This window comes from Acinetobacter sp. YH12129 (genome assembly GCF_013418685.1).
GTDB lineage: Bacteria > Pseudomonadota > Gammaproteobacteria > Pseudomonadales > Moraxellaceae > Acinetobacter > Acinetobacter amyesii.
The window spans coordinates 1-26637 of sequence record NZ_VPBP01000021.1 but is presented as its reverse complement, the minus strand read 5'-3'; the positions used below and the strand labels follow the sequence as shown (position 1 = coordinate 26637).

21 protein-coding genes and 1 pseudogene are annotated in these 26637 nt (G+C 40.9%); 8 read left to right on the top strand and 14 right to left on the bottom strand.

Annotated features, from left to right (window positions below; translation table 11 throughout):
• The 3 genes from rplI (at position 1) to alr (ending at position 3243) form a co-directional block, all read left to right on the top strand.
• Positions 1-447 carry a 50S ribosomal protein L9 gene (gene rplI / locus FTU65_RS11260; protein ID WP_078188585.1) on the top strand — a complete coding sequence of 149 codons (447 nt, stop codon included), beginning with the start codon at positions 1-3 and terminating at the stop codon, positions 445-447.
• A 237-nt stretch (positions 448-684) separates the two neighbouring features.
• Positions 685-2124, top strand: coding sequence for a replicative DNA helicase (gene dnaB / locus FTU65_RS11255; protein ID WP_078188586.1), 1440 nt, complete (start codon positions 685-687; stop codon positions 2122-2124).
• Between the two features lie 48 nt (positions 2125-2172).
• The gene (gene alr / locus FTU65_RS11250; RefSeq protein WP_180010366.1) at positions 2173-3243 is read left to right on the top strand and encodes an alanine racemase; all 1071 of its coding nucleotides are present in this window, start codon (positions 2173-2175) and stop codon (positions 3241-3243) included.
• Between the two features lie 94 nt (positions 3244-3337).
• Here alr and FTU65_RS11245 read toward each other — a convergent pair whose 3' ends face one another.
• Genes FTU65_RS11245 through FTU65_RS11230 form a run of 4 tightly spaced genes read right to left on the bottom strand, consistent with a single transcriptional unit; the run spans position 3338 to position 7038 of the window.
• Entirely contained in the window at positions 3338-4072 is a 735-nt protein-coding gene (locus FTU65_RS11245) for a proteasome-type protease (protein ID WP_180010367.1), read from the bottom strand.
• Positions 4073-4089: 17 nt separating this feature from the next.
• Positions 4090-4869 (bottom strand): transglutaminase family protein, encoded by a 780-nt coding sequence (locus FTU65_RS11240; protein ID WP_168377742.1) that lies wholly within the window; start codon positions 4867-4869, stop codon positions 4090-4092.
• Positions 4866-5468, bottom strand: coding sequence for an alpha-E domain-containing protein (locus tag FTU65_RS11235; RefSeq protein WP_168377743.1), 603 nt, complete (start codon positions 5466-5468; stop codon positions 4866-4868). Before FTU65_RS11235 ends, FTU65_RS11240 begins: the two co-directional genes overlap by 4 nt.
• A gap of 22 nt (positions 5469-5490) precedes the next feature.
• Complete coding sequence (locus FTU65_RS11230; protein WP_168377744.1) at positions 5491-7038, bottom strand: circularly permuted type 2 ATP-grasp protein; 1548 nt, start codon at positions 7036-7038, stop codon at positions 5491-5493.
• Positions 7039-7298: 260 nt separating this feature from the next.
• Here FTU65_RS11230 and FTU65_RS11225 point away from each other — a divergent pair, with 260 nt between their 5' ends.
• Positions 7299-8297, top strand: a complete 999-nt coding sequence (locus tag FTU65_RS11225; protein WP_168377745.1) for a YafY family protein — start codon at positions 7299-7301, stop codon at positions 8295-8297.
• 840 nt (positions 8298-9137) lie between these two features.
• Positions 9138-10808 (top strand): FMN-binding glutamate synthase family protein, encoded by a 1671-nt coding sequence (locus FTU65_RS11220; protein WP_078188593.1) that lies wholly within the window; start codon positions 9138-9140, stop codon positions 10806-10808.
• Positions 10809-11261: 453 nt separating this feature from the next.
• On the opposite strand, the gene FTU65_RS11215 is transcribed toward FTU65_RS11220, so the two are convergent.
• From FTU65_RS11215 to FTU65_RS11200, 4 genes are read right to left on the bottom strand one after another with little or no spacing between them, the layout of a single operon-like run.
• Entirely contained in the window at positions 11262-12305 is a 1044-nt protein-coding gene (locus FTU65_RS11215; RefSeq protein WP_180066808.1) for an alpha/beta hydrolase, read from the bottom strand.
• Positions 12305-13444 (bottom strand): YdcF family protein, encoded by a 1140-nt coding sequence (locus tag FTU65_RS11210; RefSeq protein ID WP_180066807.1) that lies wholly within the window; start codon positions 13442-13444, stop codon positions 12305-12307. Before FTU65_RS11210 ends, FTU65_RS11215 begins: the two co-directional genes overlap by 1 nt.
• A 21-nt stretch (positions 13445-13465) precedes the next feature.
• Positions 13466-14503 carry a UDP-N-acetylmuramate dehydrogenase gene (murB, locus tag FTU65_RS11205; protein ID WP_180066805.1) on the bottom strand — a complete coding sequence of 346 codons (1038 nt, stop codon included), beginning with the start codon at positions 14501-14503 and terminating at the stop codon, positions 13466-13468.
• Between the two features lie 9 nt (positions 14504-14512).
• A complete protein-coding gene (locus FTU65_RS11200; RefSeq protein ID WP_180005225.1) occupies positions 14513-15028 on the bottom strand; it encodes a low molecular weight protein-tyrosine-phosphatase in 516 nt (171 codons plus the stop codon).
• Positions 15029-15146: 118 nt separating this feature from the next.
• Here FTU65_RS11200 and FTU65_RS11195 point away from each other — a divergent pair, with 118 nt between their 5' ends.
• Both FTU65_RS11195 and FTU65_RS11190 read left to right on the top strand, forming a co-directional pair.
• Complete coding sequence (locus tag FTU65_RS11195) at positions 15147-16307, top strand: iron-containing alcohol dehydrogenase (RefSeq protein ID WP_168377751.1); 1161 nt, start codon at positions 15147-15149, stop codon at positions 16305-16307.
• A gap of 36 nt (positions 16308-16343) precedes the next feature.
• Positions 16344-16775, top strand: coding sequence for a thioesterase family protein (locus tag FTU65_RS11190; protein WP_180041166.1), 432 nt, complete (start codon positions 16344-16346; stop codon positions 16773-16775).
• Positions 16776-16796: 21 nt separating this feature from the next.
• On the opposite strand, the gene dnaX is transcribed toward FTU65_RS11190, so the two are convergent.
• The 5 genes from dnaX to FTU65_RS11165 form a co-directional block, all read right to left on the bottom strand.
• On the bottom strand, positions 16797-19016 hold the full coding sequence (dnaX, locus tag FTU65_RS11185; protein WP_180066803.1) for a DNA polymerase III subunit gamma/tau: 2220 nt from the start codon (positions 19014-19016) through the stop codon (positions 16797-16799).
• Positions 19017-19150: 134 nt separating this feature from the next.
• A complete protein-coding gene (locus FTU65_RS11180) occupies positions 19151-19600 on the bottom strand; it encodes a copper resistance protein NlpE N-terminal domain-containing protein (RefSeq protein WP_180007896.1) in 450 nt (149 codons plus the stop codon).
• An 84-nt stretch (positions 19601-19684) separates the two neighbouring features.
• Positions 19685-20971, bottom strand: coding sequence for a serine hydrolase (locus tag FTU65_RS11175; protein WP_180066801.1), 1287 nt, complete (start codon positions 20969-20971; stop codon positions 19685-19687).
• Positions 20972-21046: 75 nt separating this feature from the next.
• A complete protein-coding gene (locus tag FTU65_RS11170) occupies positions 21047-21901 on the bottom strand; it encodes a MaoC/PaaZ C-terminal domain-containing protein (protein ID WP_180065288.1) in 855 nt (284 codons plus the stop codon).
• A gap of 168 nt (positions 21902-22069) precedes the next feature.
• Entirely contained in the window at positions 22070-23461 is a 1392-nt protein-coding gene (locus tag FTU65_RS11165; RefSeq protein WP_180007894.1) for a 3-oxoacyl-ACP reductase, read from the bottom strand.
• A 241-nt stretch (positions 23462-23702) separates the two neighbouring features.
• Here FTU65_RS11165 and FTU65_RS11160 point away from each other — a divergent pair, with 241 nt between their 5' ends.
• The gene (locus tag FTU65_RS11160) at positions 23703-25223 is read left to right on the top strand and encodes an acetyl-CoA C-acetyltransferase (protein WP_180010379.1); all 1521 of its coding nucleotides are present in this window, start codon (positions 23703-23705) and stop codon (positions 25221-25223) included.
• A gap of 68 nt (positions 25224-25291) precedes the next feature.
• On the opposite strand, the pseudogene FTU65_RS11155 reads toward FTU65_RS11160, so the two are convergent.
• A pseudogene (locus FTU65_RS11155) lies at positions 25292-26394 on the bottom strand (OmpW family protein).
• Between the last annotated feature and the right edge of the window lie 243 nt (positions 26395-26637).

Here is a 26637-nt window from a genome sequence, read left to right as displayed (position 1 = left end):
GTGGATATTATCTTATTACAACGCATTAAAAACCTTGGTAAATTAGGCGATAAAGTTTCAGTTAAAGCTGGTTACGGCCGTAACTTCCTTATCCCTCAAGGTAAAGCAGTTGCTGCTACTGAAGCTAACACTGCTGCATTTGAAGCTCGTCGTGCTGAACTTGAGAAACAAGAAGCTGAAGTATTAGCTGCTGCTCAAGCACGTGCTGACCAATTGAACGAAGTTAACATCGTAATCACTGCTAAAGCTGGTGACGAAGGTAAACTATTCGGTTCTATCGGTACTCGTGACATCGCTGACGCGTTAACTAATGCTGGTCTTGTTGTAGACCGCGCAGAAGTTCGTTTACCAAATGGTGCGCTTCGCAACACTGGTGAATTCAACATCGCAATCCAATTGCATCATGATGTTGTTGCAGAAGTTCTAGTTACTATCGTAGCTGAGTAATTTCTTGCAAAGAAAAGAGCATGCTTACGCATGCTCTTTTTTTATCTGTAAAAAATAGTGCTCCACTTTTTTACATTTTCAACTCTTCATTCAATTCAATGTGTGACGAATTAATCGGAAATACTTGTTCGCATTTCTGTAGAAAACGCCTATCATTTCAGTTTAATGAAGAGTTGAAAAAACTGTAATTAGCACCCATTTCCATCACATTAAATGGTTTCAGCATCAGGGATTTTTATGTCACAGGCGAATGCCAGCAAGCCAAACTCTACGCCAACAGCAAAAACCACAGAACAAAGTTCGTTGAAAGAGTTTCGTACCCCACCCCATAACCTTGCGATTGAACAAGCTGTGCTTGCTGCACTGATGACCGTTGCAGAATCATTTGAGCAAGTGGGTGATGTACTGACTGAAGCTGATTTTTATGCGACCCGTCATAAATATATTTTCCGAGCAATCGATCAACTATCAAAAGATAGCTCACCTTATGATGCGGTCTTAGTCAATGACTGGCTAATTAAACAAAACTTGCTCGATGCTGCTGGTGGCGAAGAATACCTGATGCAACTGATGTCAGATTCACCTTCTAGTTTCTATAACCTTGAAACTTATGCTGCAAAAATTAAAGAGTTTTCAACTTTACGCAGCATGATTAAAGTCAGCTCGGAGATTTTACAAAATGCCTATGACACCAAAGGTCGTACGGTCAGTGAAATTTTAGATCTAGCAGAAACTAATATTTTCTCTATTGCCGAGCAACACAACAACAACGCCAAAGCACAAGGCCCTAAAGCTATTAACTCTGTCGTTGCTAGTGTTTTTGATAAGTTGAATGAACTTTCACAAACTGAAGGCAGTATCACGGGTTTAACCACTGGATTTGTAGAACTTGATAATAAAACCTCAGGTATGCAAGCAGGCGATTTAATTATTGTAGCGGCCCGTCCATCGATGGGTAAAACTACTTTTGCCATGAACTTGGTTGAAAGCGTGCTGTTTAATAACAACCTGCCCGCTCTGGTTTATTCCATGGAGATGCCTGCAGACTCAATTGCCATGCGTTTGATATCCTCATTCGGTCGTGTACACCAAGGGCATTTACGTGCAGGTAAAATGGATGCTGATGAATGGTCGAAAGTAACCAGTACCATTGTGCATCTCCAAGAAAAGAATTTGTATATCGATGACTCGTCTGCACTACCTCCAACGGAAGTACGTGCCCGCGCGCGCCGAATTGCCAAAATGCACGGCGGTAAACTTGGCTGCATTATGGTCGATTACTTGCAGCTTATGAAAGTACCCGGTATGGGCGATAACCGTGTTGGCGAGATCTCGGAAATTTCCCGAAGCTTAAAAGCACTGGCTAAAGAAATGCACTGCCCAGTAATTGCACTGTCACAGTTGAACCGATCACTGGAAAACCGTCCTAATAAACGCCCAGTGATGTCCGACTTACGTGAATCAGGTGCAATCGAGCAGGATGCCGATTTGATCATGTTTATTTACCGCGACGAGGTTTATAACAAAGAGTCTAAAGAAGCAGGTACTGCAGAAATTATTATTGGTAAACAGCGTAACGGTCCAATTGGTACTGTGCGTCTTGCCTTCGAAGGTCAATACACCAAATTTAGTAACCTCTCCCCTGAGTTTTATGCTCAGTATGATGATGAAGAGTAAAGACTCTTTATCATCCATTAATTCATCGACCCTGTAGGAGTATTTAGGGTGCGCCAAGCTACAGTTTATATTGATCAACAAGCACTTCAATATAATTTAAACCGTGTCAAACAACTTGCCCCAACCGCTAAAATTGTAAGCATGGTGAAAGCCAATGCTTATGGACATGGAGTTAAAGACTGCTTAGCAGCCTTAAAAGACAGTGATGCCTTCGGTGTTGCCTGTCTGGAAGAAGCGCTGGAAATTCGTGAACTCGGCTACCAGCAACCCATTACGCTGATCGAAGGCATTTTCTCTGCAGATGAAATGCAGGTTGTGATCGATCAGAATATTGAAGTCATTGTGCATCATCAGCCACAACTGGATTGGTTACTGGCAAATAAAGAAGCCTATATTGCGAAAGGCTTAAAAGTTTGGGTAAAACTCAACAGCGGTATGAACCGTCTTGGTTTTAAAATTGATGTGATTAAAGATGTGATCAATCAACTAAAAGCAGAAGGTTTTACCTGCGTGCTGGCGATGCACTTTGCCAATGCTGATGCGGAACATCCACTCAATGAACAGCAAATCCAGCAGTTCCTTGAAGTGAAAAATGACTGCGCACCTTTAATGGGTTCTTGCTGTAATTCAGCTGCGATCTATAAATATCCAGAATTGCATTTTGACTTTGTGCGTCCAGGTATCATGCTTTACGGCGCGACTCCATTTGCAGACAAAACTGTACATGATCTGGATCTAAAACCAGTGATGACTTTCACAGCTGAAGTCATTGCACTAAACAACATCAAAGCGGGTGAACATGTCGGCTATGGTTCTACTTTCACTGCTGATCAAGATATGACTTTAGCCATTGTTTCTATCGGTTATGGTGATGGTTATCCACGTGCTTTCCCGAAACAGAACTATGTAGCGATTAATGGTCAGCAAACCCGTGTGATTGGCCGTGTGGCAATGGACATGATTGCCATTGATGCAACTGGTCTCAATCTGGAATTAGGTACTGAAGTCGAACTATGGGGCAAATCCCGTCTGGTTGATGATGTAGCTGAAGCCAATGGTACGATTGGTTATGAATTATTATGCCGTATGAGCGCACGCCCTGTACGTAAATTAGCTTAATTAGCCAAATCAAAAAGCCCAGATCAAATCTGGGCTTTTTTTATCTCGCTTTTTTTATTCGCTTTTTAAATTGATCTATTCGTTGATCAAATCGTTATTGAAAATAGTCAGCTGTTGGTTTTGCCAATTCTATTAAGCCCTGACGTAATGCCTCTGACCAGCCTTTACTGATCATGGTGAAGTATGGGTCCTCTTCATAAATGCGCTTACCATTTGGTATTTCTAAACTGTCCTTTTTATAAACCAAAGCATCTAAAGGCATACCTACAGATACATTTGAGCGTATCGTTGAATCAAAAGAAATTAAGCTACAACGCATTGCTTCATCGAGTGGCATATCGTAACGCAAAGTTCGGTCGAGTATCGGCTTGCCATATTTGCTTTCGCCAATTTGAAAATATGGGGTATCAGGTGTTGCACAAATAAAGTTGCCTTGTGGATAGATGTTATATAACTGCATATCCGCACTGCCAATTTGACCGCCTACCAATAAACTACAGTAATAATTACTTTGTTCTAAAGTATCTGATGTGACATCTGAGATGACTTTTTTTAAGGTATGCCCGACCAATTCAGCCACTTCGAACATCGTATTTACACTATATAAATTCGGCTCTTGTTTGACCTCTAGCTGATTTTGTAAATGCCCAATGACCGCTTGTGTTGTGGCTAAATTTCCAGAGGTTTGGATGGTAATAAATCGCTCACCCACAATACCAAAGGAATAAAGTTTGCGAAAAACTGAAATATGGTCAACACCTGCATTTGTCCGTGTATCACTGATAAATACCATGCCATCTTTTAACCGTAATGCACAACAATAGGTCATTTTTATCCCTCAAATGATTAACAACTCAGCACTTGTACAATTGAGCTCATAGACTCAATACCACCTTTATCACGAACGCCTCGAACTGGAGCTACATCCCAGTAGTCCCGCCCAATCGCAACATAAATATGTGATTGTGGTGTAAATAGCTGATTACTGACATCAAAACAATACCATTTATTTTCGATATAGACTTCTACCCAAGCGTGACTGGCAAGGTGGCTACTATTCGGCACAAATAAATACCCAGAAATATAACGTGCAGGAATACCCAAATAGCGACACATTGCGATCATGACATGGCTATGATCCTGACATACCCCTTGCTTATGATGAAAAGCATCAATCGCTGAAGTATGTACCGATGTTTGATTCGATACATAGGGAATATGCGCCAATATCGCTTCAGCCAAACGAATCAGATTGGCACGATTGATACGAGGGACATAGCAATCGGCAAAACTTTTCATGTGAATATCGTACTGCGTACTCGGCGTTGGCTGTAAAAACAATTTCGGGTTTAAATCATCCGCATTTGAATCATTTGAACTCAAATTCATCTCTACGATGCCCTGCGCCATAATGGTCATTTGCAGATAAGGTTCGCGCTGCGTTGTGGTCAACCACACATTACCAAAAGTATCCAATTGCATATCACGCTGCCCCGGCACACTCACATCCCAATTTTGCACCTGTTGGTGTGCATTGGTGGACGGGGTCATTTTGATATATTGAATGCTTCTGTTTACCACATCAGTGTAAACATAATGGGTCTGATGGTTGATCATGAGCCTCATACAGCCACCTCAAACATATTTTGGATATGATCACTGAAATGGTAGAAGTTTTGGCTATTCGGCTGCTGTTTAAGTGCCAACCATGCCTCTTGCACGCTTTCCCATCCAAACTGAACCAAAGCCATGACAATATGTTCAATCTTCGCTAGGGTGTGTTGAATGTCCTGCTGCATGCGTAACTGGCGATCAAGCTGCTCTATGGCTTGTCCTAAACTAAAAAATAAAAATACATCTTCAGATTCGGACTCTAAAACATCTTGGCAATCTGTTACCACGTCACAGATATAACCTGGGTTATCACTCGCATTACGAATTAAACGGCTGAGTTCTGCATAACTTTTTGCTGAAAGTACACCCCTTAAGTCCTGAATATTACTTTGCGCATATTGAAATTGGCTGGAAAATGACGCCGGCTGCTCCGCATTTAAAACTAACTCATTCATTGAGTCGGCATCAAATGCTGGCAAACAAAAAGCATGTGCATAGTTCAATGCCGTATCAACATCTTGAAAAGGGAAAATACTGCATAAATATTGAGTACGTGCTAAATAACGCCCCAACCAAAAAATATGTTCTGCATTACTGTTTAATAAAATCATGTTTTGCTCCTTCACTGGAGTGCTATGAGCGTAAATCATCTACTACCCACGTATCTTTAATCCCGCCGCCTTGCGAAGAATTCACTACCAATGAACCTGCTTGCATCGCGACACGAGTTAAGCCACCCGGTACAATTTCAGTTCGATATGGAGAACTCAGTACAAATGGACGCAAATCGATATGGCGTTCCGAAACACCGGCCTCACTTAGGGTTGGGCTGACAGATAAATTTAAAGTCGGCTGTGCAATATATAGATGTGGTGCTGCGGCCACTTTATCTTTAAAGCTATTTAATTCTTGTAAAGAGGCTTGTGGACCGATCAGCATACCGTATCCACCTGAACCCTGTGCTTCTTTTACTACCAATTTTTCGATATTCGACAGCACATAGTCCAATTCGTTCTGCTCACGACATTGATAGGTCGGCACATTTTTCAGGATCGCTTGTTCGCCTAAGTAGAAATGAATCATTTTATCCACATAAGGATAAATCGATTTATCATCTGCTACGCCTGTTCCCGGTGCATTTGCAATGACCACATTATGTTGCATATACGCTGACATGAGCCCTGCTACGCCCAAAGTACTGTCAGGTTTGAAACATAATGGATCGAGGAAAGCATCATCCACACGACGATAAATTACATCAACCTGTTGTCGACCTTTGATGGTTTTCACATAAACCTTATCGTTTTCTACATAAAGGTCACGCGATGTCACTAAGGGTACATCCATCTCCCTTGCCAAAAAGGCATGTTCATAATACGCACTGTTAAAACGCCCTGGGGTTAAAACCACGATAAACGGGTTATCGACGTAGGCATTTTCTGCAAGAATTTCACGTAAAAGCTGCGGATACTGCTCAATCCCCATGATGTTGCTTTGCTGGCAAAGTTCAGGCATCAGTTTTTGACTGATCTTACGGCTTTCTAGCATATACGACACACCAGACGGTGTTCTAAGATTATCCTCAAGGACGTAAAATTCGCCTGATTGATCTCGGATGATATCAATGCCACTGATTTGGCTATAAATTTTACCTTTTAGCCCATGCATATACATTTGTGGCAAATAGGCTTCATGGGTTAAGACTTGCAGTTCAGGAATAATTCCTGCTTTTAAAATATCTTGTTGATGATAGACATCATGTAAAAACAGATTGAGTGCTTTCACGCGCTGTGCGCAACCTAGAGATAAATTATTCCATTCCTTTCGTGCAATCACACGCGGAATAAGATCATAAGGTATGGTGCGTTCAATGCCCTCATCTTCGCCATACACTGTAAAAGTAATGCCTTCATAGAGAAAATGTTGTTTTGCAACCTGATTTAGTTGCTTCAATTCATCAAGCGTATGCTGTGATAACCACTGCTCTATCCGTTGGCATGATTCTTTAGCTACCGTTTTGCTGTCGCGCATTTCATTAAAAAAATCCGAATTGAATTGATTAAACAGCGCATATCCTCGAGCAAGTGGTAAAGTTTTTAATGTAGAGACAGAAGTATTAACCAACTTTGCCTCATAACCCTCAATTCCATTTGAAGTTGTATTACGATTTTCTTTCAGCATAGCAACTCCATGTTTTTGTCATGTTTTGTAAATCAGATAAAGCAATATATATGCCATCAATACATATGCTGCTTCTCTTTGATTATTTACGCATCATTTTTGCAAAGTGGTACAGCATGTAACTGCTCAAGTTGTGTCAAATTGCGTTATTAAAATCATCTTAGTTTTTTTAGATGAAGACTTGCTTAACGCAGGAAGATTTCTTATTGTGTCCCACAGCATCATTTTATTCATTTAAGTCCAAGTTCAAGCACTAGATTATGTCTTCACAAGAAAAAGAAACGTCGAACAGCCTCTATCGTCAGTGGCAAATTCTTTCACGACTGTCCACAGGTAAGTGGATGGGTACCCGTGAATTACAAGAAATACTGAACCGTGAAGGCATTGATATCAGCCTACGCACCATTCAGCGTGACTTAAATCAAATTTCTCTACGTTTCCCAATTGAGAGCAGTAAAACAACGCCGCAAGGCTGGCGTTGGCGTTCTGATGCACCGATTCAAAGCCTGCCTCATATGACCAGCTCACAAGCGGTCACCTTTATGATGGTTGAGGAGCATCTAAAGCATTTGCTTCCGCCAAGCTTAATTGAAGAAATGAATCCTTGGTTTGACCTCGCACGTCGAAGTCTGTCGTCGCAAAATAATGTCCGTCAGTGGATTAACCGCGTGCGGATCGTGCCAGCTACTCAGCCATTGATTCCTCCTGTGGTTGAAAAAGTCGCACAGCAATCGATTTATGAAGGCTTACTACAAGACAAACAACTGGAATGTCTATATCAAGGTCGTGGACAACAAAGCGAAGAAAAGACCTATATTTTAAATCCACTGGCGTTGGTCCAAAAAGGTGCAATTATTTATTTGGTGTGCACACGTCATGACAAAACAGACATCCAAACCTTTGCTTTACATCGTTTTAAATCAGCTACAGTCTTAAATTCACGTGCATTACACCCTGTCGATTTTGATATTGATGCCTATATTGACTCTGGAGCGCTTGGCTTCCGTGTGGACTTCAATAAGCCGACTGAAATGATTCAGCTCAAATTAACCATGTCGGAATCAGAAGCAGTTTATTTTGAAGAAAGTCAGCTAAGTAAAGATCAAGTGATTCAAAAAACCGAAGATGGCTGGGTTGAAGTTAGTGCAACAGTACCATTTACCTCTCAGTTAACATGGTGGCTGCGTAGTTTTGGGAAAAAGATTCAGAAAATTGAACCTGAAGAAGTCGCTATAGTTGTACAACAACGCAATGATTAAACCGATCTAAGGTTTTCTACTATCTTAAATACTAACTAATGTTACGCACATAAAAGTAATTTCGCATTTTAAAAATGATTTTTAAGTCTATTCGACGGAGTCTTACATCTAGGGTTTAAATAAAGGAATTAGCCTTCGGCTGGAGGTACTTTTGTTTCGGCAAAAGTACCCAAAACCATTGTCATCCGCAAAACTCGTTCACTAACGTCTACTTATTCAAAGTATCGCAAAAACATTTTTAAATAAATGTAGTCCTGTCTCAAACACTTGCGGATGACCTTACCGCGTATCATTCTTTTATTTGAGGTGACAACTTCTAACGCATAATGAATATCTAGTACATTATTTATGCTTAGATTTTCCCTTAAAATATCAACACATAAAAAAGTCCCAACGCTGGGACTGGATAATTTCTTAGAATATTTTTGTAATTTTAGTCGTTTAGGTCAAAGGAACTACAGCATAAGTATCTGCTGAATACCTTATGCCGTAGCGCTAATTTCTCATGGCTATAATCAATTACTGACATAGGCAGGCTAGGTCGGCATTATTATAACGAATAGATTTCATAGTCATATTCAGCACCTCGTGTTTAGAAAGTAAAATCACTTTAACCTCCATTTTGTACACTGTGAAATAACAAGAACCGCGCTACTTTTCATAAATTTTCTTAAAGAACATTCCTGCTTTTCTTATCTGATTTGGATTTAAATGAAAAATTCATCCAACTTCAGTGCTGCTTTTTATAAATGCTACACTGAATCAACAAATTAAAGCTTGAGCATTGTGCATAAACTCGGCAAATTATGAGCAAATGAGCTGAATAAGATTTTTCAAAATATGGCCAGTCCAGCGCAAACTATTCGCCACAAGCTACTAAATACTTTTTTTTCTCGGCATTCCATTTGGTTTGCTTGTATTTTTATCTTCCTACTCATTTCGAGTTTTCATTTAGGTTATTCCCCTCGTTATATTCAATATTTTATTCCACAAACCTTATTGAATAGTATCTGGGTCATTACTGGGCTTTTGAGTTTATTGGGTTTGTATGACGTCATACAAAACAAACATTCGATCTTAAAAAATTACCCCATCATGGGGCACTTTCGTTTTCTATTTGAAGAATTTCGACCTGAAATTCGCCAATATTTTATTGAATCTGATCAAGATGCACTGCCCTTTTCTCGTATGCAACGTAGCTTGGTCTATCAACGTGCAAAAAACCAAAATGCAGATAAACCATTTGGTTCAATTGTTGATGTTTACCAAAATGATTACCGCTTTATCAATCACTCCTTGTCACCTTGCATTCCTGCCATTCCTGAAACATTCCGTATTAACATCGGCAATGAGCAATGTAAACAACCGTATAGCGCATCGATATTAAACATTTCTGCGATGAGCTTTGGTAGCTTAAGTGCCAATGCCATTCGTGCCTTAAACTTAGGCGCAAAAATGGGTAATTTCTACCATGACACTGGTGAAGGCAGTATTAGTCCTTATCACTTGGAAAATGGTGGCGACATTGTTTGGGAACTCGGTAGTGGTTACTTTGGCTGCCGTACGATTGATGGTCAATTCGACCCTGTACGTTTTGCTGAACAAGCCAAGCACCCTCAAGTCAAAATGATTGAGATCAAATTATCTCAAGGTGCAAAACCAGGCCATGGTGGCATTTTACCTAAAGACAAAATTTCCGAAGAGATTGCTCAAATCCGTGGTGTCAGCCGTGAACATGACTGTATCTCTCCATCTAGCCATCCTGCCTTTAGCACCCCTATTGAAATGATGCAATTTATTCAGCAATTGCGCGAACTGTCAGAAGGCAAACCTGTGGGTTTTAAACTGTGTATCGGGCAACCATGGCAATTTATGAGTATCGTAAAAGCTATGTTACATACAGGGATTACACCCGATTTTATCGTGGTAGATGGTTCTGAAGGTGGGACTGGCGCAGCACCGATTGAATTGATTGATAATATGGGTACACCCCTGCGTGAAGGCCTACTCTTTGTTAATAACACCCTGATTGGTGCAGGCTTACGTTCAAAAATTAAAGTCGGTGCCAGTGGTAAAATTATTAGTGCTTTTGATATTGCCAGTACCATGGCAATTGGTGCAGATTGGGTCAACTCAGCTCGTGGCTTTATGTTTGCAGTTGGGTGTATTCAAGCTCAAAGCTGTCATACCAACCAATGTCCAGTTGGCGTTGCGACACAAGACAAAGACCGTCAAAAAGCCATCCATGTTCCGACCAAAGCAGAACGTGTTTTTAATTTCCACAAAAATACCTTGCATGGCTTATCTGAACTTATTGCCTCAGCAGGTTTACAACATCCATCCGATATCCGTGCGCACCATCTAGCGCAGCGGATTAATAACCGTGAAATTAAAAACTATGCACAGCTACATTTTTGGTTAAAAGATGGGGAGTTACTCAGCTGTGAAAATAAAGATGAGGAAAACTTCTATTTCCGTATGTGGAATATGGCTCATCTAGAAAAGTTCTGATTCCTCCACCCAAAAAAAAGAGGCGACTACGCCTCTTTTTTTTCGTCTAGATCCATCACACTGATTAAGGTAAGCTGTGCTCAATCGTCAATTAGTAACTGATGTTACGCAGTAACACCAGAAGCGCAATTTGATTTAAATAAAAGTACGATACGCGGCAACGTCATCCGCAAGTGTTTGAGGCAGGACGACATCTAATCAAAAAAGTTTTTGCGATAGTTTAAATAAGTAGATGCTAGTGAACGAGTTTTGTCGGTGAGGTGCATTGCACCGCAAGATGGTTTCCTTGCGAAGCTTTGCTTCTCATTTTGCCTAATGAGAAACAATGTTTCGTAAGAGTACCTCCAGTCGAAGGCTAATCCTTTTATTTAATCTCTAGATGCAAGACTCCGTCGAATAAAATTAAAAAATCATTTTAAAAATGCGTAATTACTTTTACGTGCGTAACATCAGTTAGTAATAAGACTTACTGTTGGATTGAGCATGCAAGAATGCCGGGATCAAACCTGTTAATGCAGCACGAATATCGGCACGTTCATTAATCAGCTGATGTGAACCTTCTTCAAGCATGAGAAGCGTCTGTAAACGGAATTTACGACGTATAAACTCAATGTTATAACGCCAATCCACCGTCTGATCCTGTGCGCCTTGAGCTAACCACACTGGAATACGACATGCAGGTCGCTCTTCCATTTCCTGCATCCATTTTGACATGGCCAAAATCCAGTCCATCCCCATCATTCGAGGTTGTAGAGGATCTTTTAAACGTACAAAACGCAAAAACTCAGGGTTATGATTATTCCGTCTAAAATGACGTGGCACTTCACGTTTAATACGACGAATAATGCCTAATCCAACCGAGTTATGCCACCATGCCGTTTTTGCAGGGCGAATCAGCGGAGATAATAATAAAACTCGTTCGACATAAGGGTTTTTGCGATGTTCAGCAAAATCTAACAGATGATGCAGCCAAATCGCCCCACCCGTACTCTGCCCAATCCCTAACCACGGTGTCGGTAATTGAGCTGCATGTTTCACATAACGATATACCGCTTCCAAAACTTGTTGGTAATGATCAAAGTTTTGAATACTGGCTGGCGATCCATTACTTAGACCATGCCCCGGTAAATCATAGGTCAAAACACTAAAACCTTGATCTAAGAGCTCACGAATAATCGGCTGATATATTCCACTATGCTCTAAATAACCATGCAATAAAAATACAGTGCCTTTAATGACATCCGTTTCAGTTTTCAGTTTCGGTTGAAATACTTGTACATGTAATTTGAACAAAGACATTTCTACATAGCCTTGCCAATGTTCACAGTTCAAGGCATCTAAACCATAAAGTCGTCGATAAGACTGTATTTCAACACTAGGCTCAAAAGGTCGATTTAAATTTAAAGGTTCTAATAATTGTGGGGTTAATTCTCGACTTGGAACTGGAAGATCTAATTGTTTAAGAATCGAAGGATTAAGAAATGGGATATCTGACATTATGGGACCTCCCGACAGTCACTTGAGCCAAACCAAACGTCACGTAAGGTAGCTAATAATTCATAATTGGCACGACGACTATGATCATAATTTTTTTCACTTGGTCGCCATGTGGTTAATGTCGTTGGCATAGGTGCAACAACAGGAATGGTTTCAATACCATTTAATGCAAATAAACGCCGTGTTCGAGGCATATGATATTGGTCGGTGATTAAAATAACCGTCGGTGCGCCGCCTTTTTTCTGTAACAATAACGAACTAAAGCGTGAATTTTCGCAAGTATTCATACTCCGGTTTTCAAGCAATTTCGCATCGACATCATATTGCTTTAACCAAGCTTGCATATACGGTGCTTCCACACCACTCAGTACAATCGGTAACTTATGTGCGCGTTCGACATCGAGTGTTTTTTCCAGTCGAAGTCGTGTGTAGTCATTCACCACGATATCTTTATCATTTTTATCTAAAGTTAAGCCACCACCTAACACCACGATCGCATACGGATCTGCGGTTGGTTTCTTCAGGGTTTTATCTTTCATTTTGGCTAGATCAAGATAGGTTTCATCATCGATCGGTTCCGCTTCTGAAGCAGCTTGCTCAATTTCATGAGTTTTTAAGAACTCTGTATATTGCGTCATGAGTCCTTTATTTTCCGCACTATTGAGTTCGAGCAGCTCTTTCATTTTTTGAGCAGGATTTTCCGCCATTGCTTCAGAGGATGCCGCCTCGGATGCAGAAGGATTCAGCAAAGGAACTTTCGGCATGTCCTTTTGACTATCATTCTTTTCTTTTTCATGTTCTTCTTCAATGAGCTGCTGTAACGCCTTATAACGTGCTTGTATAAGGGTTAAATCTTGAGGCTCATCAGACTGTATGGCTTGCTCCATGAGTTTTAAATACGCTTGGCGCGCGATCCATAAGTCAGAACCCGGCTCATAGTTATCATCGTCACTCAAAGCACCGAGTTTTTGACTTTGCGCTGCAAGCTGATTGACTTCTACAGGAACGAAATAATTTAAACTTTTAACGATCAATTTAGAATAAAACGGCGTATAGATAAAAATCATTAGACAGCCCAAAAGTACAAATAGCACTGCGGCAATTTGTACTAAGCGAACCATCCAATGTGTTTTATGCATAAATCTAAAACCTAAGTGTTGTTATTGATCTGCGTGAGATCGAATCAAGCCATTTGTATCAAATAATACAGGCTCAGGATGTAGTTCAATATTAAATTTTTCAAAAACAGCATGTTGTACAGCTTTGTATGTTGTACGTACATCTTGCAGCGTGCCGTCTTGGTAATTGACCAATACCAAAGCTTGCTTATGGAACATACCCACTGAACCCACAGATTTCCCTTTCCAACCCGCTTGATCAATCAACCAGCCCGCTGCCAGTTTTACCGCATTATTCGGCTGCGGGTAATGGGGTAAATTTGGAAATTGCAGCGCAATTTGGTCAAAGACTTGCTGGCTAATCACGGGATTTTTAAAGAAACTTCCGACATTTGGAAATTCTTTGGGATCTGGCAGTTTGGTTTGACGGATATGAATGACTTGTTGTTGTAGGTTTTCTGCACTTAAGTCTTCGCCTACCGCCTGCTTTAAATCACCATAATTTAATTTTAAATCGGCATGTTTTAAAAGTTTAAACGTGACATGCGTAATAATAAAACGCTCTGGCTCATCTTTAAAAATACTATGGCGATATGAAAAATGACAATCGGCAGCGCTAATACTACTTTGCTGTTCTGTTACTCGGTCATAGACCTGCACAGATTCAATAAATTCACCCGCTTCAACACCATAAGCTCCAATATTTTGCACAGGTGAAGCACCGACTAAACCAGGTATCAATGCTAAATTTTGTAAGCCATAAAACTGGTGTGCCGTCGTCCATAGCACAAAGTCATGCCACACTTGCCCTGCACCCACTTTTAAAGTTTGGGTTGCGGCATCGTCTTGTACATATTCAATCCCTTGAATATCCATGTGCATCACTAAAGCATGAATTTGCTCAGGCAACAGCATATTACTACCCCCTGAAAGCACCAATACATTTAATTGCTCAGCTTTGGCAAAGTCGAGCGCTGCTTGGATATCTTCTACCGATTGAACACGTACATAATGAGATGCTACAGCATCGAGACTTAATGTATTAAATGGCTTAAGCTGAACCTGTGTTTGAATTTGCATTCTTAAACCTTAATTTTTTTGCTGTGCTTGTAACTGAGTTTTTAAATAATTGACCCAAGCCTGACTGCTAGATTCGCATTGATCTAATACATGTTCAAACCCTGCATCACCACCATAGTACGGATCTGGTACTTCTTGTTGCGGATATTGGTGATCATGTTGACTCATCAAAGACACTTGGGCACGTAGCTGACCCAATTGTTGCTGCGCTTTTTGCATGAGGTTTTGAATATTGTCTAAATTTTCGTAGTCCATGGCCAAGATCAAATCAAATTTAATAAAATCATGAACCGTTAACTGACGTGCGCGTAATGCAGATAAGTTATAGCCACGTAATTTTGCATGCTGTTGACTACGAAGATCAGGCGCTTTACCCGGATGATAATTGCTCGTACCCGCAGAATCGACGTGAATATTGAGTTGCGCTTCATCACAAAAATGTCTAAAAACCACTTCAGCCGTAGGTGAACGGCAAATATTTCCTAAACAAACACACAACACCTTATATGGCGTGCTGGATGACATAACAACCTCAAGACTACTTTTATTTCAAGCGTCTTATGTTAAGTTATTTACAGGATGAATCCTATATCAACACTCAAGAATAATGTTTATTTGGATATAAAAAATTAGGGATAAGCCAATGAGTCAATTTCAGTTTCAAACCGTCAGCAATATTATTTCAGGCTTAGGCTCTATTTCCCAACTGAGAGAGGTCCTAGACGACTTTCAAGCCAAACGTGTCATGCTTGTGACCGACCCCGGTATGTTGCAACAACAATTACATTTACCCATTTTGGATATTTTAGAAAGTATCCATCAAGATTATGTGATTTATTCCAGTATTCAAGCTGACCCTGCAGAACATATAGTTTTGGATGCAGTTCAATTTGCCAAGAATGAAAAAGTGGATTTGATTATTGGTTTTGGCGGTGGCAGTTCAATGGATGTGGCTAAAATTATTGCGATCTTGGCTCATCCTAAGCAAACACAACAGATCAGTGATTTATATGGTGTTGCTAATGCAAAACGACCACGCTTACCGCTCATTTTGATCCCGACAACGGCAGGGACCGGCTCTGAAGTCACACCAATCTCTATCGTCACTACAGGTGAAACCACCAAAACTGGTATCGTCTCCCCTGTACTGTATGCCGATGTCTGCATCCTCGATGCGAACTTTACATTAAATCTTCCCGCACATATTACCGCAGCGACAGGTATCGATGCCATGGTGCATGCCATTGAAGCCTATACATCAAAAATCAAAAAAAATCCGTATGCGGATATGCTCGCCAAACAAGCTTTGCGTTTATTAAATAAAAACTTAGCACTGGTTTTACAAGATGGACATAACCTCGAAGCGCGTCAGCACATGCTAGTCGGTTCAATGCTTGCAGGTCAGGCCTTTGCTAATGCTCCAGTTGCAGCGGTGCATGCACTCGCCTATCCACTCGGTGGACACTTTCATCTCTCGCATGGTCATACCAATGCACTGGTTCTCGCTGAAGTGTTAAAGTTTAATGCACCTCAGGCCAAGCAGCATTATGCAGAACTTATGAGTTGGCTAGACCCATACAGTACGGGCTGTACCGATGGTTTATGTGATTTATTTATTGATCATATGCAAAATCATTTAGATCAGAGCGGTTTGGTGCTAAAACTCAGCCAACTGAATGTGCCTGAAAATATGCTCGATCGTTTAGCAGAAGACGCATTATTACAAACACGACTATTACAAAATAATCCGCGAGAACTGCAGTTTGAAGATGCACGCCAGATTTACCAATCAATTTATGCCTAAAGTTCACTCATTTTTGAAATAAAGAAAATACCAACGATGAAACCTGAAACTAAACGCCGCCAAAACTATCGATTTTTATTTCCAATCCAAACGCGTTGGGCAGACAACGATATGTATGGCCACGTCAATAATGTCACCTATTACAGCTATTTTGATACCGCTGCAAATGCACTCTTGATTCAACATGCCGGTTTTGATTTGCAAAATACCCCGATCATCGGTTTAGTGGTCGATTCAGCCTGCAGTTTTTTACAAGAACTGTCCTATCCAGAAATCATTGAAGTTGGGGTTGCGATTGAAAAAATTGGTAATTCTTCACTGCGCTATGACTTGGCTATTTTTAAACAAGGACAAAATGAGGCTGCAGCCCAAGGACATTTCGTGCATGTGTTTGTTGACCGCCAAACACGAAAAAGCACCTCGATACCCGATGAAATGCGAGATGCTTTAACTCAGTTTTTACTTTAATTTTTATATCCAGCTTAAAACTTATTTGAGCTGGATATTTTGCAACTCACCATCAAAGCTTTTGAGTAAGTCTTTCACAACAGGCTCTGCATGTAATAACTCATTTGCACGTGCAAAGGCCTTTTCCTTGCGGACATGTTGTAAAGCATATGGTGTGGTTTCTTCGACATCTTCAAAGCTGATATGGAAACGACATTTTGACCATTGCGTATGAATCGCTTGTTCCAATACATGCTGTAATTGAGTCACTAAAGCTTCGTACCGCTTTGGAATATGGAAAGTCGATTCACCGTCAATCGTACCTCGCATAATGCCATGCTGCGCCAACTCTTGTACCGCAGGTGAAAGTTGACTATTTCGGAACCAATACTCCCACTTTTCGACCGTCCACTCACCTTCAAGGGTTTGAGGCTGTAAAGTCAAAATATCTTGTGGCATCAAGGTAGAGGATGAACCCGTTTGAACAGCATCCGAAGAAACGGAACTTTGCGTAACTTGTGGTGATGCTAGATCAAAACCATTGTCGCCTTGAGCACCCGAAACTGATTCATTCACCACATGTTGTGGTTCAACGGCATTTATCAAATGTGGCTGAGCTGTTTCAGGCTGTGTACTTGTTGGCTCTAAAGCTGTTGGTTCTAAAGGTGCAATATCTTCAAAATTTATAGCGCTCACATCAACTTCTTCAGTTTCAGTACTCGGCGTCGGATCTAAATCAAATAATGTATCTTCTGCCACGGCATCCATAACAAGCGTGTCATTTTGCTGTGTCGATACAGACTCAACCGGTGCAACCTCTTGCGTATCTAGAGTGCCATTTGCTGTAGATGCTGTAGAAGTTTGGCTTATTGCGTCTTCTTCAGGATCATCTAAAAAATCATCAGATGAAGGTTCGTCGGCTGCAGGTGCAGAAACATAGCCATCATCGTCATCATAATGTGAATCATCAAAATCATCGAAAGCTGGCGATGTGTCTACAGCGGGTACAGCTTCAGGCTGCTCAACAGTGGCAACCTGTGCAGCAGACTCAACAACGGTATTGGGTTGCTGCAAAGACTGTGTTTGAGTCGGCTGAACTGTTTCGGCCTGATTTTGAGCAAGCTGTGGCTGTGCGGCTGACTCTTGCTGTACGGCAGAGACCAACATTTCGTTTGGCTGTAATGGTCGGAATGCTAATAGACGCAGCACACACATCTCAAAACCTTGCTCTTGCGTGACTGCCAACTGCAAGTCTGCCCGACCTTTGCATGCGACTTGATAATACAACTGCAAATCTTGAGCTGAAATCAACTGCGACAATTGCATAATTTTTTGATTGATCTCAGCGCTATATTTCAACGCTAAGTCTGGCAAGTATTGTAATAATGCCAGTTCATGTAACGTTGAAATCAACTGATCTAATACCAGCGAAACATCCAACGCTTGTTGACGGAATTGCATGAGTAAAGCACTCACGCGTTCACGCTGATTTTGATGAATGGCTAAAATCAAATCATAAATGATCGTACGGTCAATTAGGCCCAACATGTCTTTAACATCTTGGTGCTGAATTGAACCCTGACCATAGGCAATCGCCTGATCAGTTAGTGACAATGCATCACGCAGTGAACCTTGAGCCGATTCAGCAATTTGCCAAATCGCATCTTGCTCCGCTTGAATTTGTTCTTTTTGTAAGATATCTGTCAAATGCGATGTGATTTCATCCACCGCTAAAGGACGCAAAGTAAATTGCAGACAACGTGAAATTACAGTAATCGGTAATTTTTGTGGATCTGTAGTAGCAAATAAGAACTTCACATGCTCTGGCGGTTCTTCTAGAGTCTTTAATAACGCATTAAATGAATGCGTAGAGAGCATATGCACTTCATCGATCAGATAAACCTTGAAGCGACCTTGGGTTGGTGCATAAGGAACGTTATCGAGTAGTTCTCGCGTATCTTCAACTTTGGTCCGTGATGCCGCATCGATTTCAATTAAATCAATAAAACGACCTTCATTTACTGCTTTACACGTTGGGCAGACTTCACACGGCGTTGAGGTTACACCTGTTTCACAGTTCAGACATTTTGCCAAAATACGGGCAATAGTGGTTTTACCCACACCTCGAGTACCTGTAAATAAATACGCATGATGTAACCGACCACGTTCTAAGGCACTGGTAAGTGCGCGTGACACATGGTTTTGTCCCACGAGTTCAATAAAATTTCGTGGACGGTATTTTCGTGCAAGTACTTGATACATGTATGCTCCTTTTTACAGGTGTAAGCATACTGTTTTTTTGTCTAATAGTGAAATAAATGGCAGAGTTTGGACAATAAAAATCCGATCTTGAGCTATCACAATGATCAGGCAAATTTAATATAAATTACGAATGCTTAAACTGCTTTATTTAAAAGGAAATCACTCTGCATTTGATAGCGTTTCGCCGTCTGGTCTTCCCGAATTTCAAGTAATTGCTGATCCAAATCAACATACAAAAGATTACGCGTTTGCACATTCATAAGTTCTAGCTGCTGCTTTGATTCATCTTTAAAACGAATTACACCTTTTAGCACTTCTACTTCGTTATGACCACTTAGACTTTCACGAGTAAGTGTATAGGTTTGGTCTTCATGTAGCTCAAGAGCCACAGCCATACCGGGACAATCTTCACAACGAGAAAGACAGCCCATACACGGCGTTGTACCTTTAAAATCACCCACCCATGCAGCTTGCTGTTTTTCGGCAGTAATCGCTTCTATCTCTTTTGCTTTCGTTGGAGTTGAATCCTGACAACCCAACATTGCCGACGTTGCGACTAAGGGAATCAAAACAACTTTTTTCATAGGGATATCACAGCAGTCTAAAACAGCGAGGGAAAATAGCATATTTTTCACATTTCCCCAATTTCTGTTCTATCCCGAAGTATCTTAAAGCCAGCCCTTGCGTCCTTTAAGTGCTTTGTCTGCACAGCGTAGCGTTTCTTGAGTTAAGCCCCATAAGCGATAATCGCCGGTAATTGAACCCGTCGCAAAGTTATGTGTATAAGCAAAACTTAAATCACGCTGCGGATCACACCAGGCCCCAGAACCATTAAAACCAATATGTCCAAAACCTTCACTAGATTTACCTAAAGTTAAAATTCGATGATATCCCAAACGCCAATTCATCGGTAAAGGCATAATACGATCACGTTTTTTATATTGAATTTTACTTAAAGATTCAAAAACTTGTGGTGTGATTAAGGTCTGTCCTCGCCACTGGCCATGATTGGCTAGCATTGCATAGATTTTCGCTAAACTATTAGCACTAAATACGCCTGTTGCTGCAGGAATGATGGCTTGTAAACCCTCATCACTAAAAAATGAAAACTTGCGCATTCCTTTTGGAATCATACCATCTTGAAAGTCTTGCAAATTTTGTCCCGAAAGTTGTAGGAGCTGATCAAAGATTGATGGTTTTCGTGTATCAGTCTTTTTTTTCGTTGTCTGCGCTTGGGTATTTTCTTGTGCAGATGTATCTACAGCACGTTCTACTTGTTTCTTTTTCGGAATCAAGCGAGCAACCTCACTAAGTTGATGCTCTGGTACGCCAAAAAATGCATGATCCAATGCCAAAGGCTCAACCAAATAGTGTTGCATTAGTTCAGCAAGCGGTCGACCTGTGGCCTTTTCAAGTACACCACCGACTTGCCAACCGAAGGTTAACGGTTGATATGCTGCATCAGTTGATGGCTCAAAACGTGGCTTAGCTTGTTCAATCACGTTGAGCATATGTGGCCAATCTGCCATTTCAGATGCCGTTTCAATGATATTACGGATATCGTATAAACCACTTTGGTGACTCAGCATGTGCCTTAATGTGATATCCGACTTGCCATTTTGAGCAAACTCCGGCCAATATGCTGCAACGGGAGTATCGTAATCTAGAAAGCCTTCGCTCACTAAGATATGTGCTAGCGTTGCAAGTACGCCTTTACCCGTGGAATAACAGACCGAGGGGGTATTGGACTTCCAAGCTTCTTCGGCTGATTTTTTACCGGTCCAAATATCCACAACTTTTTGACCTTTAAAATACACCACTAAGGCAGCTCCGCCTAAGTGGGTTCGAGCATCCTGCATCCGGCTAAATTGCACCGCCAAATCTTGAAACGCCTCGTCGACTGTACCTTGATAATTATTCTTCTGTGCAAATAGATATTCTTTGAGCGCCTGCATCATCATTCCTTTGAATATGAATCGCTTGAGATTAAAACAAAAAAGCCTAAACCGATATCGATTTAGGCTTAAGTCTTAAAGTGCCTTCACACTTCCCGCGACATGCGGTTTTTTGTTCTTACTATTTCGAATGGCAAACTCTGTATCTTTACCTGTTTGCGCAGTTAGGAACTCGACTTGAGAAGGCAAATACATCGGTAATTTAAACCATACATCTGCTTCATAGGCATCTGGCAAAGTTAAGCTCGACAAGGCTTTGGCTTTACTCCACATACCATGTGCAATGGCTTGTTTAAAACCAAACGCTTTTGCTGTTACAGCATGAATATGAATCAAGTTAAAGTCACCAGAAGTCAACGCATAACGGCGACCGGTATTTTCAGAAACATTCCATTCAGCTTGAACTTGCAACTCTGCTGGCTTTATTTCGGTAGATTTTGCCACAGCTTTGTTGTCGTTTTTTTGACGTGCTAAATACGTGGTTAATGATTCTACAACCACTTCATCGCCCACTTTTGCAGTAGTAATAAAGTCAAATTGCACACCTTTATCATGTGGCTGTAATTCACCGAATTTGCATGACAATGACAGTGTTTCATTCACACCAACTTTGCGATATTGCTTCACTTGGTTACGAATATGTACCAAACCTAAGATCGCAAATGGAAAAGCTTCCGTAGTCATCATATGCATTTGCAAACTTTGAGAAAGCACAGCCAAATAAATCGCTGGGATATAACCATTGTTTTTAAAGCCACACACTTCGTTATAAGCTTTTAAATGCTTTTGATCGACCTTAAATGAATCCACCACATATTCAACTTGCGGCAGAACTTTTTCACCTTTTGGCTTTTTAAAAATCAAGCCTTGAATCACTTTTGGATAGGCTAAATAAGGCTTTGGAAGTTGACTAAAATGGCGAGTATTCATACGAAACCTTTGGAAGTTTTTATTTCAATGTTTTAAAAGCCTCTTCGCTTGCGCCATATATGGCTCGAGGAGAAGGCTGGATGCGGCTTAGCCCCATTCCATTTATAGCAAATTTTTACCTCTCCCTAGCCCTCTCCTAAAAGGAGAGGGAATTTTAAGAGGAATGCTTTAAGCCCCTAACAAGCTTTGACCACACACACGTACCACGTTACCGTTCAAGCCAGTCGACGCAGTTGAAGCAAACATCGCAATCGTTTCAGCAACATCCACAGGTAAACCACCTTGACTCATCGAGTTCATACGACGACCTGCTTCACGGATTGCAAATGGAATCGCAGCAGTCATTTGCGTTTCAATGAAGCCCGGAGCAACAGCATTAATCGTTACACCATTTTTAAGTAACGGCGCTGTGAACTTCACAACACCAATAACACCTGCTTTAGATGCAGCATAGTTGGTTTGACCTAAGTTACCTGCGATACCTGAAATAGAAGATACGCACACAATACGACCATTTGCATTGAAGCCATCATTTTCAAGAAGGTAATCATTTACACGTTCAATCGCAGACAAGTTAATGTTAATCACCAAGTCCCAAAGCTCAGGCTTCATATTGGCCAAAGTTTTGTCACGGGTAATCCCTGCATTGTGCACGATGATATCCAAACCACCTTGAGCAGCTGCAGCAGCTTTGATTTTTTCACCTGCATCGCTTGCAGTAATATCAATCGCGAGCGTAGAACCGCCAATTTCACCTGCAACACGGTCAAGGTCTGCTTGCTGCTGTGGAACGTCCAAACAAATCACATGCGCACCATCACGTGACAATACATGTGCAATTGCTTCACCAATACCACGGCTTGCACCTGTTACAACAGCTGTTTTACCTGCAAGCGGCTTATTCCAATCAACATCTACCACATCTGCTTTAGATACACGAATCACTTGACCCGATACATAAGCTGAACGTGGTGAAATCACAAAACGTAATGCAGATTCTAAGTTTGCTTCAGCACCTTCGTCTACATAGACTAACTGTGCAGCAATCCCTTTCTTAAACTCTTTACCCACTGATTTTACAAAACCTTCTAATGCACGTTGTGCAATGGCTTGTTTCACAGTTTTCGCAGTCTCTGGTGTTGTACCAACAACGACAACGCGACCAGACGCCTGAATTTGACGTGCGATTGGGTTAAAAAATGCATATAAGGCATGCAGTTGTTCTGAGTTTTGAATACCTGAAGCATCAAATACCACAACTTTAAACTTAGACTCTTTATCGCCTTCGTTAAATGCGCTTAAGTTCAGACCTGATTTTGCCGCAGCTTGTTGTAATTCAGCATTATTACCTGCATAGCTATTAGCATGAATATTTGCCAAGACTTGTGCAATTGCACCAGACAATGTTGAAGCAGGCGCTGCACCGAATAAAACCGCACCTTTAACTACAGGTGTTGCAGACTCAAAACGCTCTAAAAAAGTCGGTGATGGTAAACCTAAATTTTTGATGACAAATTTACCAATAGGAGATTTTGCAAATGTTTGGTATTGATCAGTCATGTTTATTATCTCTCATACAGATTAATTTTTGATGGATCTGAAGATATCCCTTTAACTTCAAGATGATGTCAGATACTTATATTTCAATAGTTCCATCAGTTTCCATGGAATCATACTTGAGTTAAACCGCAGATGGCTTGACCTGAATGCTTTAGCGAATGTCATTTTAGTCAATTTACCCCTTTGGTGAATATGCTAATGTAGCCGTCAAGAAGATCATCAACATGCTTGGAAAAGCCTTATGAGCAAAACAACTCAAGAAAATCCAGCAGTCGAAAGTCCGACTACGGAAACTGTGTCAAATACATCAAAGAGTACGCCACGTACCGCTAAAAGTATGGGCACAGCAACCAAGTCTACAAGTGATGCCGCTAAAACGAGCCTTCCTCGTCGTGCATCTACACGTACTAAGACACCCGCTTCAACCCCTAAAACAGCTTCAAAATCAACAACTCAAACGTCTGTTCAACAGGATAATACCATGAGTCAAAACACAGTTCGCCGCGTTGCTATTATCGGTGGTAATCGTATTCCTTTCGCTCGTTCTAACGGCGCTTACTTCACTGCATCGAACAGCGATATGTTCACAGCTGCATTAAATGGTCTTGTTGAACGCTTCAACCTTCAAGGTCAACGCCTTGGTGAAGTTGTTGCTGGCGCTGTGTTAAAACATAGTCGTGACTTTAACATGACCCGTGAGTGTGTACTCAATACTGAACTTGCTCCTGAAACACCTGCTTACGATATTCAACAAGCATGTGGTACGGGTTTACAAGCTGCTTTCTTAGTTGCTAATAAAATTGCTTTGGGTCAAATCGAAGTGGGTGTTGCTGGTGGTGTAGATACAACCTCTGATGCACCGATCGCTTTTGGTGATGGTTTACGTAAAGCTTTACTTGAGTTGAACATTGCTAAAACGGGTAAAGACCGCCTAAAAGCATTAACTAAAATTAATGTTAAAGATTTGATGGATGCACCGAAGAACGGTGAACCACGTACAGGTCTTTCTATGGGTGACCATCAAGCAATTACGACACTTGAATGGGGTATCTCTCGTGAAGCGCAAGATGAACTTGCTGCATCTTCACATCAAAAAATGGCAGCAGCATATGATGAAGGTTTCTTCGATGACCTCATTACGCCATTCCTTGGTTTAGAGCGTGACAATAACTTACGTGCAGACTCATCAGTAGAAAAACTAGCGAAGTTAAAACCAGCATTTGGTAAAGGCGATGCGCGTACGATGACTGCGGGTAACTCGACTCCACTGACTGATGGTGCGTCATGTGTCCTTCTTGCGTCAGAAGAATGGGCAAAAGCAAACGGTCACGAAGTTCTTGCTTATTTAACTTTCCAAGAAACTGCGGCGGTTGACTTTGTAGAGAAGAAAGAAGGCTTGTTGATGGCGCCTGCGTATGCAGTGCCTCGTATGCTTGAACGTGCAGGCATTACACTACAAGACTTCGATTACTATGAAATTCATGAAGCGTTTGCATCTCAAGTATTGTCTACACTGAAAGCATGGGAAGATCCTAAATTCTGTAAAGAACGTTTAGGCTTAGATGCACCATTGGGTTCAATTGATCGTTCTAAATTGAACGTGAAAGGCTCATCACTTGCTGCAGGTCACCCATTTGCTGCAACTGGCGGTCGTATTATCGCAACTGCTGCAAAACTATTGAACCAAAAAGGTTCAGGCCGTGTACTTGTATCGATCTGTGCTGCGGGTGGTCAAGGCGTAACAGCAATTATTGAAAAATAATCCTTTATGTTTTAAAGCAAAAAACCGCTCTTGAGAGCGGTTTTTTTATTCTTTGATTCCGTAAATTTTTAGAAACGATAACCAACACCTAAATAAGTAATCAGCGGATCAATATCGATCTTGGTCGTTGCATGAATTAATTGTTCACCCGTCGTTTGGTTAATCACATCAATCTTGGTTTTGTTATTTAACTTCGCATAAGACACCGAAGCAACTGTAAACCAACTTGGGGTGAAGTCATAGGTAAATCCGAGTGTGACAATTGGAGCAATCGCATCATCCGCATCGACATCGACCACCATTTTTCCAGATGATTCTTTACCATCGAGTGCTGCACCTGCATTATTATCTTTAATGTTTTGAATCATATGCCCTGCAGCAATTAAGTCAGATTCAATGCCCCTTTATTGAGTTCAATATCATTAAAATAAGCATACATGATCCCTGCGCCCACATAAGGTCTAAACTTATTTACACCCGACTGACCAAATTGGTACTGTGCCTGAAATACCGGCGTCCAAGCTCTCGCACTCGCCGCTTTACCATAAGATGATAAATCCGTAATGGGTACTGCGTAATCTAGTGGCAAACCATCAGGGAATAATAAACCGCCTAGACCACCTGGCTCTGCTAGACCAGATAATGGCGCGGTAATCATACCCTTACCTTTAATATCTACCTCAGGTGGGATGCCGCCAATCACTTGCAAAGAAACATTATCATTAATATGGTAGTTAAATGTTAAACCTAATGTATCAACATCTTCTGCTTCAAGCCCCGTACCTTCAGCTGACCAATTATCTAGTCCATTGATCGTTGCGATCCCTGCAATCTCTGACTTGATATTGCCATCTTTATCTTTAATTAATCCTCCCAAAGGGCCATTCACAAGGTCGGTTAAAGTGTCCTTAAGATTCGCAGAATTACTCCCTTCATTATAAATTGCATTCGGATCAATCGCTTTTAGAAAACCTTCAGTACTAATTGTGCCTACTTCAGCCTGTGTGCCATTTGCTACCGCAGTATTAATATTAAATGGATTTGCCTTTCCTTGCGGCATCACATGCATCCAACCCGCAGATACAGAAAAACGTTTAAAGTTACCATCTGCAAATGTAAATTGTGTAAGCCCAAGTAAAACAACAGGTGTGACAATTTTTATCAATTTCATATGCTAACTCCTTGTCTTGCATATTTTTTTAATCAACTTATAAAAACATTCTTTGTTCTTATATTTAAAAGTTATGTAATTAGTATAATTTTCTATAGTTATATTATGTTTTTATATATTAGATCTCTTTCATAAATCAAAAAACGATCTTCTTTTTGGTTAATATTTGCACTCCGGATTTCTTAGCATTCGTGCATAATCTGCGGATGAAATACATCGATTCAAACAAGCTTTCTGATCCTC